This is a genomic window from Pseudomonas brassicacearum (genome assembly GCF_918698105.1).
Classification (GTDB): Bacteria; Pseudomonadota; Gammaproteobacteria; order Pseudomonadales; family Pseudomonadaceae; genus Aquipseudomonas; species Aquipseudomonas brassicacearum_F.
In genome coordinates, this window is the sequence record NZ_CAKKMI010000004.1 from 1 (window position 1) to 15,672 (window position 15,672).

Consider the following 15,672-nt stretch of genomic DNA (forward strand, 5'->3'; position numbering starts at 1 on the left):
CTTTTTATGTGCATTTCTGATGCCGAGCGCGAAAAGTCTGGGCGCTGGGGCGAGGTAAATAGGGTTTAGGTTTTTTGCGTGTGGTGCAAGGGAATTTCGGAAGTTGAGGTGGGGGTTGGCAGCGGGGACTATATTCCCGCTGCCTTGGTCGTTAGCCTGCCTTGATTAGCTTTTCGGCAATCCATTGCGCGATTTGCGTAACGACGGCGTTTCCGGCAGCGAAAGCCTCTGCAAGGTTGGCCGCATCCAGTCCGAGGCAAATCCCATCATCTTCAGACGTTCGCTGCCGCTCAGCCATCTGATGCCATCGGTGCGGGTGAGCGATGAAAGTTGTACAGCCCATAGCGATTTGTGAGCCTGCTTTGTTTGCCAATAGAGTATTGGCAGCCCATGCATCCGCAGGCCGTGGCCACGGGATCTTGCCAGACGCTGGAGGTATTGCTTCCACTGGCGCGGCGTCAGCCAGCAGCTCGATGGGGGGCATTCGTCGATGACCTGCGACCAGGAATATGCGACGACGTTGCTGGGGGACTCCGAAATATTGAGCATTAAGCACTCGCCAGCATCCCACATACCCGCATTGCGCAAGGGCCCCGATGACTGTTTCAAAGTCTTGGCTATCGTTGATAGCGAGCAGGTTAACGACATTCTCAAGCACCACCCAGCGAGGTTGTGTCTCTTTGAGGATTCGTATGACTTCCCAGAACAGGCCGCTTCGTTGGCCGCGTAGGCCTCGGGTGTCTTTGTTGTTGGGTCTTGAGCCGGCGATGCTGATGTCTTGGCAGGGAAATCCGGCGGTGAGGACGTTGACGGGGCTGAGGTTGTGGGCACCGCAGTGGCGGACGTCTTCGAACTGGGTGGCGCGAGGAAATCGATCGGCAAGGACAGCCCGGTTGGTGGGGTTGAGTTCCACTTGCCAGGCGGTTCGGTAGCCTGCGTTTTCGAATCCGACATCAAAACCTCCTATGCCTGCGAACAGGCTTCCAATGGTGGGCTGGGGCATGTCTGCTCTTTTGTGGGCAGATGCTCAGGGCATTCGGATAGGAGGCTCGGGGCCTTCAGGTGATTGAGTGTCCGGCAGCGCGGGCACTTGATTTGTAGGTCTCTGAAACTGCGGACGTTGGCGAGTTTGCGGTGGCACTCGCCACAGCGAATTTCCTGCATGGTTATGTCCCTTGGACCGCCGGCCAGCCGTGGTCAAGCATGCCGGCTGTATAGGTCCCCTCGGCCAGTGCCGTAAGTAGCTGACACTCCCGATCAAAACAGGCCTGGACATGGGCACGTACGGCGGTAGCGATATTGATTATCTGGGCTGCTGTTAGTTTGACCGGCCCGCTTAGCGCTTTCCAAACACACACGTAGGTCGGGTCCATGACGGCAGATAACGCCGCCGCTGTGATCAACGCTTGGCTGTCGCGGTTGGTATCGATAGTGACACCGTCTACGGTGATGCCTGCTGTTTCGTGTTGGTAGCGCCGATTGGCAATTTGTGCGGCATGGTCGATTGGCGCTTTTGGTTTTACTGTAAATATTCCATCCGTGTATTGCATGCCTGGCTGTGTGTCGTCAGGACATGCTATCCAGATTAGTGACGGGGGGAACCGGCCTTGCGGGTCGATGCTTGTCATCTCAGCGACTGTTGCGTTTTCTATGCGTGCCCACATGCTTGTCACCATTGAATAATTACCTGTCCACCTGCGCCATCAGGGGCGGCGTCGGATACGCGCCCGCCACCTCCTTGTCCTGGTGCTGAAGGTTTGCGGGTGTCATCTGAAGTGGAGACTGACTCGCCCCCTCCGCCAGCACCTCCGTAGAAGCCATTATTCTCGGCACGACCGATGGGGTGACCGGCCGGTCCAAGGCTATGATTCTCGTCGCCTCCCATACCGTGTCCACCAAAGGGGGCGTGGCTAGTAATCAAACCACCACCACCGCCCGTGGCCGCTACGGCGTTGCCAAATGATGAAGTCCCACCCGCGGTGCCGGCCCCCCCGTCAACCAAAGCGCCAATGCCGCCCGCGCCAACGGTGACTGTCACTGTGGTTTGGCCCCTGAGTTCATGAAGTTTTCGGGCTATCCCTCCACCAGCACCACCGGAGGGACCTGGGAGTGTTTTAGATCGAGCCCCACCGCCGCCACCGCCGATGACCTCCACCCAGACTTTGCTTACCCCCGGGGGGACTTTCCAAGTAAATACCCCCGGCACTTTATAGACCTGCCGGCCACGAAACGGGAACACCTCCCTGAGAACGTGTGGCGTCACCATTGAGCGGTAATCGGTCCCTTCTAAGACCGTATCGTGAGTGGCAATCCGTGCAATGCCTGGGGTAACTATCGTTGCTTGAACCACTTTGGCGCTGATCGCTTGGAATACTCTGAGCGCATTCATCGGTTTTTTGGTATCGGTTCCTTTTTCTGCATCCCGTAGGCTCGCAAAGCTAATGCCGGAGCCGTCGAGGAAAGATTCTATTTTTTTCTTTAGCCAGCTCGTTCGGTTCGCCAGCTGTTTGGCTTGTTGATTGGATATACCCTCTGGCCCGCCTAGAACGGGATCGGAGGTTTCGAGCTGGTAAACACCTGGCGCCCATTCTTGAGACTCGGGTAAATCGGCCATTAGCTGCTCCCATGGTTGTATTGGCCGTCGTAGCACGCCACAGCGTTGTAGCGGATGGCGACGGATTGATAATCGAGCGACACCAGGCGACAGCGCGCCGGGGCGACGGAAAGAAGTAGGCGTCGCAAGAGCACCGCCTGGTCGTTGGTGATGACGCGCTTTAAAACGACCCGGTATAGCGACCAGATGGAAGGCTCGCTGGTTGGCTGCGCGTGTATTCCTTCTTGGAGGGTGACTTCGCCGAAGCCCAGCAGACGAATGACTTCGCGGATCGCCCAGGGCGTGCCTTTGAAGCGGTGCAGTTCACCGGCCCCCTTAACCAGCTTGCGTTTGGCTTCTTCGGATTCAGCCAATTGCCAGGCTGCTTCGTCTAAGAGTGAGAACTGGTCGGCCAGGATTGGAAGCAACGAGGGTTTCACCAGATCGATCAGGTAGACCAACATTACGTTGAGGTCGAGATCATCCAAGGCTTGGTTAAGCAGTTCACACAGCAGTGCAAAACGTTCATCGCCGGCCAATGCCGGCGGCAGCGGCTGTTCTGTCATGGGCCACCCCGGCATCGATCAAATGAATGGCGGTACAGTTTGCCCACTCGTTGCCCTGCAACTCACGCAGATCGGTCGGTAGCAACACATGGGCGCGATATACGCCGGTGACTTGAAGCAATGCGGTGAGTTGTTCTGGCACCAGATCGCGGCCGAGACTGGCGCGGCATTCGTCTGCATAGGCCCGTGCGGCGGCCTGGGCGGTGGCCATGGCGACACTTCTGTCAGCGTGGGCATAAAAAGTGAGGTTGGCCTTGATCTGATAGGCGACCTCGACGGGTGACAGCGCGCTGACCGTGTCGCACAGAGGGCGGAGTTTTTCGCCGCTGATCTGGCTCTCGATGCGCCGGAGTAGATCGTCTGTTGGCAGGCCCGAGGCGGTCAGCGGGAACAGTGCGACATGGCCGTCTGGCTGACCTTCATCTGGGCCTTGCACGGCGACATCGACGATGGACTGGTGAACGGCCAGGGTGTGGTAGCGGTAGGCTGCGCGGCTGCCCGCGTTGCTGAAGGCTTCGGGGGCCAGGATGATGCGCTCGCGGTAGCGGTCATCATCTTCATCTTGGGCACCGTGGGCGGTGACTGTCGTGTTGCTTGCGGTCAGGCCCGGCGCTGGTGAGTTGCCGAGGACGCTGATTTGTCCGGCGGTCCAGCCGTTGCCGTGTTCGCCGACGGTCGTGCTGGTTGCGGTGACGGTGACTTGGCTTTGACCGACAGCTATCACCACGTCTCGATCAGTGATGAAAGTGAGCTTGGCATCTTGCGTGCTGACCCGAGTGCCGAGTGGGATCAGTAGCGGCTGCGTTACGGCTGCTGGCATGGTGAAGCGCACGGTGCAGCGGGCGGCCTGGGCGAGCAACCTGGGCGTGGCGACCAGTTCACCGAGATAGTCGAGGATCGGGCCGCGGGCGAATCGCACCAGCAGTTGTTCACCGGCATGCTGGATGCTCATCTGCAACCGGGACACCGCGTAGGCAATCTGGTCGATGTACAACCGCTCGATTTGGGCGGGGTACAAGGTTTTGCGCGACTTCTGTTCATAACGGGCGATTAGCTGAGCTTCCAGCGCGGCGGGGTCTATTTTGATGAACTCGGGTTTAGGCAACTCGCGCATAAGGGACCTCGGTCAACTGCTGTATTTCGCCGGCTACGCGCCATTGCACGCGTACGGTGATTTGCGCCGTGTGGATCTGGATTTGCACCTGGACTACCGAGACGCGGGGTTCCCATTGGCGAATCGCGTCGACGGCTTCGCGCACCAGGTGCGGTGTGACGCGGTTAGTGGGCCAATCGAGGTACAGGTGCAGGTTGCTGCCAAACTCTGGGCGATGGGGATCGCTGCCTTTGGGCGTGCAGAGGATGATGCGGATGGCCTGGTCGATGTCGCGCAGGCCCTGGACCACCTCGCCGGAGGTTCCAAGGGCGGGCTGCCAGTGGGCGGCGGTGATGCTGGTGTGGGGAATGGGCTTGGTCATGAGCCCATGGTGGAGGATCTAATGGATGGCCGCTTTTAATCGGATTTAAAGATGCGGTGCGGGCCGCCAATAGACAAGCTTCTCAAGCTATCGACTCTTCACCAGCACCTTTCATCTGCACTCGCCTGTAGAATTTCTTTCAGGATAGGCCCATCGGGTCTTGGGATCACAGTTTTAGGATCGGTATCTATGGAATTACTGAAAGTAATCAAAGCTGAATGGGCGGTCATCGCTATGGCTCCCTTCTCCTTTCTGATTCTAGCGGCCTTGATGTTTGGAGCTGCCTATTTCATAGCCTGTTGGCGGTACACGGCGGTTATCGAGCAGGTGAAAGCCACCAGCGAAACACTCAAGGAGCGCCTGCACCTGCGCTCAGAGCAGACTGAGGCTTACCGAGAGAAAGCGGCCAAGTACGATGAAAAGCTTGCGGAGGTCGTCGACTCTGGGGAGACGGAGTTAAGGGATAGGACGCTAAGACTGGTGGCTGATCTCAGGGAGTTTATCGGACGCTTTCGGCGTCTTGAGACCTCAGCCCTTGATAGTCGATGGTTTAGTGCCAATCAAGAGGGTTCAGAGCAGGAGCAGCGTTGGAGGTGGGATGAATACACCCGTATGGTGCTCAACAGTACATACGAACGCAACGATGAGTATGACCGTCGGTTCAAAATTGAAGCAACAATGTTACGCGACGAACTGCTTAGTCGGTTACCAAACTATGAATCTGAAAACCAAGGCGCATTTTCATATGAGCGGCCAACCAACTTTTTTGGCTTCAGTTTTGTGGCTGATGATCTCGAGAGAATGGCAAAGGCCCTCTAGGGCCCAGTTTCAATGATCGTGATGGTTTGAATTTCCACCCGCGTCCATGACAGTACCTTTTACGTCAACGGAGCCATCAACATTCAAATCCCCGCTCAACCGCAGGTCGCCCTTTAACACGATCTGCGGAATATCGAACAGCGCCGAAGGCGCTTTCACCACCACCGGCTCACCCGACTCAACGGTGATGTTGCGCCCACACTTCACAACCAAAGCCCCCACGCATTCCAGCCCCATCACCCCAGCCTTGCGGTCATAAGTCGAAACCGTCCCATCACTAAACCGCACAAAATCGGTGTCTTCATCCACAACCGGTGGCGGTTCAGCAGTTGAATAAATACCGCCCAGGTACACACCACCCACCCCATCCGCATCCAGCAACACCGCGACCTGCTCACCCAGTTCAGGCATGAGTGGGCGGCGCTTCGTGCCTTGGGTATTGCGTTGGGGGATGTTGAGCCAATAGGTCTGCAGGCCATCGCGGTCGTCCAGGCGGACGCGGATGCGGCAGCTTAAGTAGTCGATGGCGCTGACTTCGCCGTAGGCCAGTTCGGTGCTCATGGGGTTGGCTCTTGATGGGGTGTGCGGACGCGGCAGACGTGTTTGTCGACGGTGTAGCCGCCGGTACGGATGATGCGGTGGTGGGATGAGGTGATGAGGTAGTGGCCGGCGAGTTGGCCGGCTGCGGCCAGGACGATGACGTTGCCGCTGACCAGGTTGGGTTGGCCCATGGCCGTCCAGCTACCGGTGGTGCGTTCGCGGTTGGCTTTGGCACGTTCGGCGTTGGCTTTGGCTTTGGCCGCTTCGGTCGAGGCGCTGCGTTTGCGGCTTTTTTGGGTGTCGCCGCTGGTGGTGGTTTTGCTGAGGCTGCTGGGCGCGGCGACGGTTTCGCCGTTCTCGATTTTGTAGGTGATCAGTTGTTTGCTGGTGGGGTCTTGGTGTTTGAGCTCGATGGCCTGGGGGACGTCTTTTATTTGGTCGCGCAGGTTCACATGGCTTAAGTCCTGGAGTATCAGCGTGGCTACTGGCGCGGTGTTGGTCAGTTCGCTGATGGCATGGAAGACCATGCGCTGGCCGTTGATCTTGAAGGCATAGTCGTACTCGGCAGCCAGGTTACGCAGGAAGGTCAGGTCGGCGTCTTGCTGGGTTATACGGTCGAGCGGGATCGGTTGGATGTTGCCGATCAGCTGTAAGCCTTGGCGCGTGGCGATCTGTTGGGCGATGGCGGCCAGTGTGGTGTTTTCGTAGGCGTGATGGTGGGTGGTGCGTAGCGCTGCTTTGATGCCGGTGGCCAAGCCATGCAGCGTGATGGTTGAGGGTGGGCAGTTGAGTTCGAGTTCGTCGATCTCGAAACGGCCGAGGGCGCGCAGGGGCTGGCCTTCCCAGCCAATGGACAGCGCCAAGCTGTCGCCGTGGCCTGGGTACCATTGATCGCGCCATTTGCCTTGGGTGTCTTCCAACTCGACCGCCAAGCTGTCGGCTTTGCCGGTGAGAAAATCGGTGTAAGACAAGGACAGCAAGTGCTGGCTGACGTTACGGGTGATGTTGCGCTGCTGATAGGTCAGCACAAAGCGCGCCTGTGGCACCTGCTGGGGAATCATCGCATCCATGGCGGGAGGTCTTCTGTGGTGGGCAGCGGTTGCAATACGGGGATGGCGAGTGTCAGCCCCGCCGGCAAAGTGGCGCTGATGGGAACGTGGGGGTTGGCCTGGACGATGGGTAAATAACGGTGAGCGTCGCCGTAATACCGCCAGGCCAGTTGGTCCCAGCGTTCGCCTTCGGTGGTGATATGCGCAATGAACATCAGCCTCTCCGGGTCAGGATCTGTGCGGCCAAGGTCGCCAGTCGGGTGTTGGCACCGTCCATTTGGCTGACGGCTTGGTCCAGGGCGTCTCGGGATGCGGAAAAACGCTCGACGAGGTTGCTCAGGTCCACGGGGTTCAGGCTGGCGCGTGCGCCCATGACATCGCCAAGCACCTGTTCACCCAGGCGCGATAAGTCGGCGCCGTTGTGAAGCAGTCCTGCGGCAGTGGCTAACCCTTGCAGCGGCTCAATGGCCTGCGCTGTTTTACCGAGTAGCTGCGGGACCTGTTCCAGAATCAGGGTGGCGTTACCGCTTTGGATCGTGTGGTAAACGTTTTGGCCTGCCTTGAGCACCGTGGCGGCGGTTTTCGCATGAGCGACCACTTTCTGCAGGGCGCTGGGCGATGGCTTCATGTGAGAGATCAAACCCGGTGAGCCGATGGTGGCGGCTGACGTACCGCTAAGGGCGTCGTCGAGTAAGCCGGGGCGCAGGGCTTTGCGCGTGAAGGCGCCGGTGTATTCCTTCAGGCTGAGTTGCACAGTGGCGGCTTTGACCTGCCCGGTGGCCGTGGCGCGCCGAAGTGTGTGGCTGATGTTGCTGATGACATAGGCCCCCAGGTATTCACCGCTGCCCATGACGAACGCCAACGGCTGGTGTTGGCTTTTGGCTAAACGCAACGCTCGTAGACGCTCTTCAGGGTCGCCGAGTACTGGGTGTAACTCGATGGTCAGGTGGTATTCATCCAGGCCTTCACCCATCCATTCCAATAATGGCTTGCCTTGGATGCGCGCATGTTCGGCCCAGTCGGCCGAGCCGCTGTGTTCTATGCCGCTGATGCCGCCCGCAACGGTGAATTCGATATCGCCCAAGATGGCAAACATTAGGCGGTGACCTCATTGGCGGGGCCGTAGCTGTGGCGGCGCTTGTCGTGTAAGTAGCGCTCCATTAACCGCACCCATTCGGCATAACTGGCGTGTAACCCCTGGTTGATTTGCTCCATGCCGGCACCGCTGGGCACGTTGATTTGGGGCGAGAAATGGAAGGTCATGGGCCCTGCGGACTCAGAGGCGGCGGACCTTGCGCCAGTGGCGCCCAGCATGCTGGCCCGGGTCACCTGCGCCGGATTGGGCGGCGCCATGTCGACCGCGCTTTGTGCGGCCATGCTCAGCGCCGCCTGGCGGACCAATCCCGACTGAGCCTTGATGCCCAGGGCCGCGCCTTCGCTGATGTTGGCGCCGTAACCGATGAAGACCCGGCTGGGCGACTCAATGCCCAGGGTTTCGGTGAACCAATCTTTAACGGATGCGCCAATGCCTACGACGCTTTCTTTGAGGGCGCCGGCCATGTTGCCGATGCCGTTGACCAGCCCCGTGACGAGCAGGACGCCGAACTCAGTGAACGTGCCCGGTAGCTCAATGCCGAAGTAGTTCATCACGCCGGCGAAGGCCCGGTAAAACAACCCCAGCGGCGAGAAGTTGAGCAGTACCGCGAGAATGCCGGACAGGCCGCCGTCGAAGCCTGCGCGAACTTCGTTCCAGAGGCCGGTAAAGAAGGTTTTGATCGGTGCCCAATAGCGATAGATCAAGTAGACCGCCAGGGCGATGCCGGTGATCGCCAACCCAATGGGGTTGAGCATCAGGGCACGGCCGAGCCAAAGGACGGCTTGTCCGACAAGCTTCAACCCAACCCACAACGTACCGCCCAGCATCTTGCCCAGGTGCAGCGCACCACGGGTGACCTTGAGCAGGCCCGCGCCGGAACGGCGTAACCCTGTGATGAGCGGCGTGAACTTACCCATCTGCCACATGGCGCGAAGCATCGCCCACTTGGCCGACAGCGTGGTGACGGTCGTGGTCAGGGCCACGAACGGTGCCATGACCAGGTGGGCGCCATAGGCCACGCCGATGAAGGCCAGTTTGCCGAGCAACAAACCACCGACCAGGCCGACCACGCCGCGAATGAGGCCCGGGTGCTGCTCTGCCCAAGCCGAGAACGAACGCATGAGCGGCACCATTGCGCGGCTGACGTCGACGATGGCGGGCAGCAGCGCGCTACCGACCGAAAGGCCAACGTCGGTCAGGTTATTGCGCAGCTCTTTCAATTGCTCTTTGGAGCTGCCCATGCGCTTGGCCCAGTCCTGATCCAGCACGCCTTGGTCGGCGGCGCTTTTGCTGCCTTGTTCGATGCTGGCCAGATCCTTTTGATTGGCCAATGCCGGCCGAACAAAGGACAGGACCTGTTGGTCGGCGAACAAGGCGCCGAGCTTATAGGCTTCGTCGAGCCGAGCCAGGGCCATGGCCCGTTCTTGCTCATCCTTGATGTCCAGCGCCTTGCCGTACTCGGCCGCCGCGGTCGGGGCCTTTTTGCCCAAGTGCGCGGTGAGGATGTTGAGCATGGCCTGTGCCGGGGACAGGCCTTCGCTGACCAGGTTTTTCATGCTGCCCTTGAGATCGATGCCGGATTTTTCAAAGGCTTTGAGCGTTTCTGGCGCAGTGATTTTTGAGAGGAAGTTCTTGTAGTTGTTGGCGGCTTCATCGTTGCTGCCGGCACCGCGACGAGCGATCTGCAAGGCGGCGCCGATCTCTGCTACGGCGCGCTCGCCGGTAATGCCCAAGGCTGCGAACTGGGGCGTGAGTTGCGGCAGCCACTTGGCCATGTCGGCGAGTTCGAACTGACCGCTTTTACCGGCAAAGGCCAGCATGTTCATGGAGCGCTCAAGGCCTGCGGCGCCAATGCCCAAGTTGTCGTTGAGCGCGATGGCGACCGAACCCAGGTCTTTCATGCTGGCGCGGGTCGCGGTGGCGGTTTTAGCCATGACCGGGGCGTACGCGGTGAGTTCTTTCAGGCTGTCGATACCGCCTGCGATGAGTATGGCGGTGCCGTTGGCGACCTCGGTTTGGGTCTGGTTCCATCTGAGCGCCGCACCGCGCATGGCCAAACTTAGGCGCTGTTCTTGCGCCGGGTTGAAGCCGCCGGTGATGGCGATGTCGCGGGTCTGGTCCTGGAAATCGACGGCGGTATTGAATGACCGCAGCACGGGAGCGCCCAACGCAACGCCGGTCCCGATGACCTCCATGGCCTGACCACGCAGCTCACGCCGTTGGTTCTTTAGGGTCGCACCGCGTTCGATGCTGGCCGTGAGGCGGTCTTGCTTGGCTTTGAGTTGGTCGATGGTGTTGCCCAGCGCATCGTACTGGCGGCGCAACTGCACAAGACCGGTGCCGCCACGTGCTAAGGACGCCGATAGCGCGTTACCGACGGCCTGCTGCTTAACAGCAAGGCTATCAGTGGCGCGACCGAGTTGCTGCACGGTGGATTTGGCTGTGCCGAAGGCCGCGTTGAAACTGCCTGAAACAACCCCGCCGATTTTTAACCCCAATAGGACTTCATTCGCCATCGATCTTGCTACGCTTTGGGCATGTTAGAAAAAATCGCGCTACGCACCGCCCACATCGTTTACGCACTGGCCCTCGGCGCCGGTGTGATCTGGCTTGCCTGGCTGTGCCTGGTGCATTTGCCGTTGTGGGCGGCGGTATTGGCGTTCTGTTTTGGACTGCCGCTGCTGGCCTTGGCCGCCGCCCCTTTGGCGGCGGGCGGCGCGTTGCTGGCGGGGCTGGCGGTGGGTGTTGTGGCGCTGATCAGCCACTGGCTTTGTCGGCCAGTTCGAGCCGGCGATTAATCTCGCGCTGACACACCTCTACCCAGCGCCAGTACTCCAGCATGTCGAGCTGGGCGATCTCAGAGGGCTGCATCCTGAGTACCAGCAACAGCGCTTCGTCCCAGGAGTGCAGCAAGGTCACGTGCGGCTGCCATTTCCCGCAACACCTCGGTGGCTAGTCGGGAGTCGGCGATGTCGAATTCGCCCAGGTCTTCGAGAGTGATGCCCAGCATCTTGGCCACCAGTTGATCTTCCATGGCGCCTTCGTCTTTGGTCACTGCTTGCGCCGCGGTGATGTCTTTGCGTTTGAGGCGTTTGATGGGCAGCGTCGATATCTGTTCGCCGCTGGCGCTGGTGAACGGGAAATTGAGGGTAAAGGTCAGTGCATCGGCCATCGTCTTGCTCCAGGTCGATCGGTGAGATCGGTTGCTCTTTGGTTGAGCCCTGATGATGGCGGTGCGCTTGGATACTGGCTTTTAATCGGATTTAAAGAGAGGATTCAGGCTGCTTTGGAAGACGGTAACCAGACCCGATGCACAAGGAGAAATGGAATTATGAGTGAGTCGAACAAAGAAAAATTTAATGATTTGATTGCTCAAATAATGAGCAAGCTGATCGATGCTTGTCCTATGCCTATAGGCCTGGGTGCGGAAGACTTTGGCCTTCCAGTAGGCCGTGTGGAGTCGCTGTCTTACGCTGAAACCCCAGAGGAGTCATTTCTGAACGACTGCATTCGGTGGCTCAAAGATGAAGAGCTTATCCGCGGAGATTCCGAATACGTGGTGACGGGTCATGGCCTGGAAGTGTTCGATAGCCTGCCCGCCTGCCTGAACATGCGTTGATGACCAGAGACCGTTCCCATTGCTACGGGAATGACTAACCCTTGCTACGACCGGAGACCGGATGGAAGAGGAAATCACACTTGAAGTTGACGGTGTGCAGCACACCGCTTTGTACAGCGTATTCAATGACACCTTGACGGTGTCGCTGCCTGACGGAAGCCAACGTTCCACGGAGCTTCGTGGGCTTAGCCCAGTCAGTGCCGCGAGGGTTCACCTGCGTGCTTACATTGGCCGTGTTGCTGGACAGAAGAAGCAAGGGACGTTGTAGTTCTTGCTGTTTCTTTTGTTGTGAGGGCGCTTGCGGCGCCCCCGCAACATTACCTGGCGACTACCCAGGTAGCTTGTGGTTATCCAGTACTCGATTGACCGCTAACTCACCCAGCATGATGACCCGTTGCAGCACCAGCATCGTTTGGCGTCGTGGGCCGTCCGTCAAGTCGGTGAGGTCGCTGACCATCACGCTGGCGGATGCCAAGGATTCGCACGCCTCAACGAGTAACGTTTCGTCATCCACCGCTGCGTCGATGGTGAAGATCGTGCTGGGCTTGCGGGGCTGTATCTGCGTTTTCGTTGCCCCGGGGTTCAGGTAGTGCTTAAGCGCGCGGTCTGCCGCCTCTTTCAACTTTTCGGGGTCGAGAGAGTCGCCGTAGAGTACCGAATCGATATCCGGGGGGTTGGGAGTAACCTTGAACATATAACTAATTCCCTCAGCTAGGGCCGCAACCGTTCCCTACTAAAAGAAGGGTGGCGGCTGTACGCAGGTTAGTAGACCGGCGGAATTAGTAAAACCGGCGCGCCCAAGGGCGCCCTGCGCACAACCACCATCAGATGCAGGCATAGAATGCCCTGACTGAATGGTACTTATGCACCTTACTAACACCTTCCGGGCTACTAAACCCGACCACTGATGGGCAGTGGCAGGTAAACGATAGAGGCCAGGGGCAAAGCGCACAAGCCAGCGGATTCTGACGCATGCGTAAGTAAGGACGCAAGGTCTCGTAGCCTTTAGGGCGTAATGTGGAGTGTATTTAAACGTGTCGCGCTGGATATGTTTACGGCAATTAAACGGGTCGAACTTTTCTTCGTGTTTCTTGAGGCTGTATTGTTGTAAATACAGTGTCGTATGAGACGCTTCGGGATTATCGATATTAAACGAGATCAGGCCGTAGATAATACGCTGGCGGATGCTTTGGGGAATTTGCCTACATCTGACCGCAGCAACGACGTGCTTTCTCGGCAGAGGGTTTGAGGTTGGAGGCGATTGTCTTGGGCGACTGGCTTCGCCTTCGATCGCATTTGATGGGCTTTGAAGGATGCTTGGCTGAGGGAGGCGGCTGTACGAGGTCACCGGCTGAAAGATCGCACTCAATGCAGTGGGTTGAACCTCGCACAGCTACCATAAAGCTCTGGCGGTGAAAAAGATGGCACTGTACGCCGGTGTGGACCGGGGATTTGCAATGCCGGAGTGCCCAGGGGGCCCGGCGTACAGCGCCATCAAACATCGGGCGGAGCGACCTGTTCCTTCATGAGAGGTACCTAAGTACGACCGCAGGCTGCTCCGCCCGGTCACCGTGAGTGGTGACGGGGGATAAGATACCGGTGGGGCTGTGGATGCGCTGCCGGGGAATTCTGTGGTGGTTGTAAGTAATGGCGCCAGGTGATGTACGGCTTCCAGGAGGTTCGTCATAACGGATGCTGACGTGGCTATGACATCTTTTTTCATGCAGAGAACTTTCACTGCCCCTCCGCTTGCGCTTATGAAAAATTCAACAATACTTGCCATCGTATTGACATCATTTCTCCCCGAGTAGCTCTCGCGAGGCTCCAAACCTCGCTGAATCAAGGACGGACACATGAACTCTACGCCGCTCTCGATGCTCCTTCTCTGCACTCTAATCTCTGGTTGCAACCAATTCACGTACTACAAGGAGCTTGAAGCTGACAAACGACTCGCCATCGTCACCGAAAGAAAAGAGTTTTCTGGAGACAAAGAGCTCACTCGAAGAATTACCTGTTCCGAACCTAGCCCCGACGCCCTTACTGCCCTGGCAGCGAGCTTGAGCGGTGAAACTAAAGCCGGGGTCAACCTTGCCGCGGCATACTCCGAAAATGCAGCCAGTATCGGATTGAGAACCCAGTCAATTCAACTATTACGCGACCAGCTCTACAGCATATGCCAAGCATATGCAAACCAAGGAGTCTCCCCTTATACATATCAAACTCTTCTGGCCAAGAATCAGCAGAATACGATTGCCCTGATGGCGATTGAGCAATTAACCGGAGTGTTGAAAGCGCCAAACATAAAGCTAACAACCACTGCCGATTCATACTCGTCAAGTCTTGTAAAAAAGCAACAACAGATAACGGATGTGGAATCTAGCCTTTTGGAGATTCAAGACAAGAATTCCGAGAAGGCCAAGGAGTTAAAGGCTACTCTTGATGCTTTAAAGAAGGATCTTAAGGCGTCGCAGCGAGGAAGCGTAAAGGCCCAAGGTGATGTTGAAGTTGAGGAAAGCCGCTCATCAGACTCAACTAATTTGACAGGCCAAAATGTTAAGATAATAACCGAAGCAATTGTCAGTCTGGTCGCGGAAACCAACCACAATACCGAGAATGTAAACTCAATGTTCGTTTGCACGGACATACTCCAAACATCGTCCTTTCGGGATAAAGCTGAACGAGCTGCTAGTGGAACTGCTGCAAATACGGATTTCACCCCGCTGGAGAAAGCATGTGAAACCTACGTCAAGGAGCGTCTTAGTGCCGAGGCATCAAGTTTTGGGTTAAAAACAGAATACCTTTCAAGCCCAACAACTCTTCAACTTATAAAAACACCTAGCGGCCTAGAGCAAGTTTCAAAGGCCATTAAAGTAATAACAGATACTCCACAGTCAGCCCCGGCACTCTCGGCACCTTGAGTGATAAACTAGATTGCCGAGTAGATGTCGTACAGAGAGGATGCCGTGGCGTCTCCAGTACTAACATAGGAATATCAGAGTGCAGTTATCCTACGTTGAAATTAAGGCGACTGGGGTGGTTACATTTTCAGTGGGTTTCGCTTAGACAGTTGCTGGCACACCAGGTAGAAAAGCGCGAGGTTATTCGAAGCGGTAGTAGAATTGGGAGACATCCAAGAGACATGGGCTTTAAACGCTGAAATCAGACATAAAAAATCGATTGCGGCGATGGATTTGTAAAAATTGATTGGCTTTCCATAAGCCTCATCGTCGTACGCCCCGTGAAGGATTCCATGTCTATTCGTCATATCTGGATGTGGATATTTTTCTGATCCAATGTACAGATTCCGGTCGGTAAAATCGGAGAACGAATCCATCATCGAGATCAGTTCGCCCACGGCGCCCATGCTGTTGGTTATAGCGTCGTGCTTGCAATTATCAGCCAGGGCCTTGAATCCGGGTCGAATGTTTCCGAAGGCCACCCCTCGGTCAGCAGCAATCCTTTTAGCTGCACCTTCGATTACTGGCATCAGCCCACCTACTGCGATGTGATCAAGGCCCATAAAGTGGGCTTGTACCGCCTCAGAAATGATTATTTTATAGTCCTGAATGAATGGCGTAATTGGGTATCTCTCGGTGACCATCGCCGCTAAATTTACCGGGGAGTATGCGAAAGCTAATACCTCTTCCAGATCATCCTGAGTGAACAAATTACCTTTTCTGCGAATCTCTGAGCACACACCGCCCAGGAAGCCCATGGTGAGGTAAGGCGGGATGAACCATCCGGCCCCGCCCAGCGTTGATCGGTAATGCTCCAAAGTTCCTTGCATATCTATCCTCATGCTCTGTTAAGAAAAATCAATTGTGATAAAATCCATCGAGTCCACCGCTAACTGCTAGGGCCGACAAAAAGACCTGAAGCGTACAACATTTAAGGTTTAATAAGTCACCAGATGTA

The 15,672-nt window shown here is 57.1% G+C and carries 19 protein-coding genes; 4 read left to right on the forward strand and 15 right to left on the reverse strand.

What is annotated here, in order from left to right; translation table 11 throughout:
- Positions 1-151 precede the first annotated feature (151 nt).
- The 7 genes from LQ215_RS02520 to LQ215_RS02550 form a co-directional block, all read right to left on the reverse strand.
- A complete protein-coding gene (locus tag LQ215_RS02520; protein ID WP_230147283.1) occupies positions 152-1,003 on the reverse strand; it encodes a DNA cytosine methyltransferase in 852 nt (283 codons plus the stop codon).
- Complete coding sequence (locus tag LQ215_RS02525) at positions 964-1,164, reverse strand: Com family DNA-binding transcriptional regulator (protein WP_230147284.1); 201 nt, start codon at positions 1,162-1,164, stop codon at positions 964-966. Before LQ215_RS02525 ends, LQ215_RS02520 begins: the two co-directional genes overlap by 40 nt.
- Positions 1,165-1,166: 2 nt before the next feature.
- Positions 1,167-1,550: a DUF4376 domain-containing protein gene (locus tag LQ215_RS02530; RefSeq protein ID WP_230147285.1), complete on the reverse strand. Its 384-nt coding sequence runs from the start codon at positions 1,548-1,550 to the stop codon at positions 1,167-1,169.
- 119 nt (positions 1,551-1,669) lie between these two features.
- Positions 1,670-2,614 (reverse strand): glycine-rich domain-containing protein, encoded by a 945-nt coding sequence (locus LQ215_RS02535; RefSeq protein ID WP_230147403.1) that lies wholly within the window; start codon positions 2,612-2,614, stop codon positions 1,670-1,672.
- Complete coding sequence (locus LQ215_RS02540; protein ID WP_230147286.1) at positions 2,614-3,159, reverse strand: phage tail protein I; 546 nt, start codon at positions 3,157-3,159, stop codon at positions 2,614-2,616. The genes LQ215_RS02535 and LQ215_RS02540 overlap by 1 nt, the downstream gene beginning before the upstream one ends.
- Positions 3,119-4,273, reverse strand: coding sequence for a baseplate assembly protein (locus LQ215_RS02545; RefSeq protein ID WP_230147287.1), 1,155 nt, complete (start codon positions 4,271-4,273; stop codon positions 3,119-3,121). The genes LQ215_RS02540 and LQ215_RS02545 overlap by 41 nt, the downstream gene beginning before the upstream one ends.
- Positions 4,257-4,634 carry a GPW/gp25 family protein gene (locus LQ215_RS02550; RefSeq protein ID WP_230147288.1) on the reverse strand — a complete coding sequence of 126 codons (378 nt, stop codon included), beginning with the start codon at positions 4,632-4,634 and terminating at the stop codon, positions 4,257-4,259. Before LQ215_RS02550 ends, LQ215_RS02545 begins: the two co-directional genes overlap by 17 nt.
- A gap of 189 nt (positions 4,635-4,823) precedes the next feature.
- Here LQ215_RS02550 and LQ215_RS02555 point away from each other — a divergent pair, with 189 nt between their 5' ends.
- Positions 4,824-5,453 (forward strand): hypothetical protein, encoded by a 630-nt coding sequence (locus LQ215_RS02555; protein ID WP_230147289.1) that lies wholly within the window; start codon positions 4,824-4,826, stop codon positions 5,451-5,453.
- Positions 5,454-5,462: 9 nt separating this feature from the next.
- On the opposite strand, the gene LQ215_RS02560 is transcribed toward LQ215_RS02555, so the two are convergent.
- Genes LQ215_RS02560 through LQ215_RS02580 form a run of 5 tightly spaced genes read right to left on the reverse strand, consistent with a single transcriptional unit; the run spans position 5,463 to position 10,654 of the window.
- On the reverse strand, positions 5,463-6,014 hold the full coding sequence (locus tag LQ215_RS02560) for a phage baseplate assembly protein V (protein WP_230147290.1): 552 nt from the start codon (positions 6,012-6,014) through the stop codon (positions 5,463-5,465).
- Positions 6,011-7,063, reverse strand: a complete 1,053-nt coding sequence (locus LQ215_RS02565) for a phage late control D family protein (protein WP_230147291.1) — start codon at positions 7,061-7,063, stop codon at positions 6,011-6,013. Before LQ215_RS02565 ends, LQ215_RS02560 begins: the two co-directional genes overlap by 4 nt.
- Positions 7,051-7,257: a tail protein X gene (locus LQ215_RS02570; protein WP_030132023.1), complete on the reverse strand. Its 207-nt coding sequence runs from the start codon at positions 7,255-7,257 to the stop codon at positions 7,051-7,053. Before LQ215_RS02570 ends, LQ215_RS02565 begins: the two co-directional genes overlap by 13 nt.
- Positions 7,257-8,138, reverse strand: a complete 882-nt coding sequence (locus LQ215_RS02575; protein WP_230147292.1) for a phage tail protein — start codon at positions 8,136-8,138, stop codon at positions 7,257-7,259. Before LQ215_RS02575 ends, LQ215_RS02570 begins: the two co-directional genes overlap by 1 nt.
- On the reverse strand, positions 8,138-10,654 hold the full coding sequence (locus LQ215_RS02580) for a phage tail tape measure protein (RefSeq protein WP_230147293.1): 2,517 nt from the start codon (positions 10,652-10,654) through the stop codon (positions 8,138-8,140). Before LQ215_RS02580 ends, LQ215_RS02575 begins: the two co-directional genes overlap by 1 nt.
- Before the next feature lie 21 nt (positions 10,655-10,675).
- On the opposite strand from LQ215_RS02580, the gene LQ215_RS02585 reads away from it, so the two are divergent.
- Positions 10,676-10,936 (forward strand): hypothetical protein, encoded by a 261-nt coding sequence (locus LQ215_RS02585; protein ID WP_230147294.1) that lies wholly within the window; start codon positions 10,676-10,678, stop codon positions 10,934-10,936.
- 59 nt (positions 10,937-10,995) lie between these two features.
- On the opposite strand, the gene LQ215_RS02590 is transcribed toward LQ215_RS02585, so the two are convergent.
- Positions 10,996-11,310 carry a phage tail assembly protein gene (locus tag LQ215_RS02590; protein WP_230147295.1) on the reverse strand — a complete coding sequence of 105 codons (315 nt, stop codon included), beginning with the start codon at positions 11,308-11,310 and terminating at the stop codon, positions 10,996-10,998.
- A gap of 159 nt (positions 11,311-11,469) precedes the next feature.
- Between LQ215_RS02590 and LQ215_RS02595 the strand changes: the two genes are divergently transcribed.
- On the forward strand, positions 11,470-11,757 hold the full coding sequence (locus LQ215_RS02595; RefSeq protein ID WP_230147296.1) for a hypothetical protein: 288 nt from the start codon (positions 11,470-11,472) through the stop codon (positions 11,755-11,757).
- Between the two features lie 328 nt (positions 11,758-12,085).
- Here the strand turns inward: LQ215_RS02595 and LQ215_RS02600 are convergent, their stop codons facing one another.
- Positions 12,086-12,451 carry a DUF6124 family protein gene (locus LQ215_RS02600; protein ID WP_192261387.1) on the reverse strand — a complete coding sequence of 122 codons (366 nt, stop codon included), beginning with the start codon at positions 12,449-12,451 and terminating at the stop codon, positions 12,086-12,088.
- A gap of 1,159 nt (positions 12,452-13,610) precedes the next feature.
- Here LQ215_RS02600 and LQ215_RS02605 point away from each other — a divergent pair.
- On the forward strand, positions 13,611-14,675 hold the full coding sequence (locus LQ215_RS02605) for a hypothetical protein (protein WP_230147297.1): 1,065 nt from the start codon (positions 13,611-13,613) through the stop codon (positions 14,673-14,675).
- 119 nt (positions 14,676-14,794) lie between these two features.
- Here the strand turns inward: LQ215_RS02605 and LQ215_RS02610 are convergent, their stop codons facing one another.
- Complete coding sequence (locus tag LQ215_RS02610; protein ID WP_230147298.1) at positions 14,795-15,544, reverse strand: hypothetical protein; 750 nt, start codon at positions 15,542-15,544, stop codon at positions 14,795-14,797.
- Positions 15,545-15,672 lie beyond the last annotated feature (128 nt).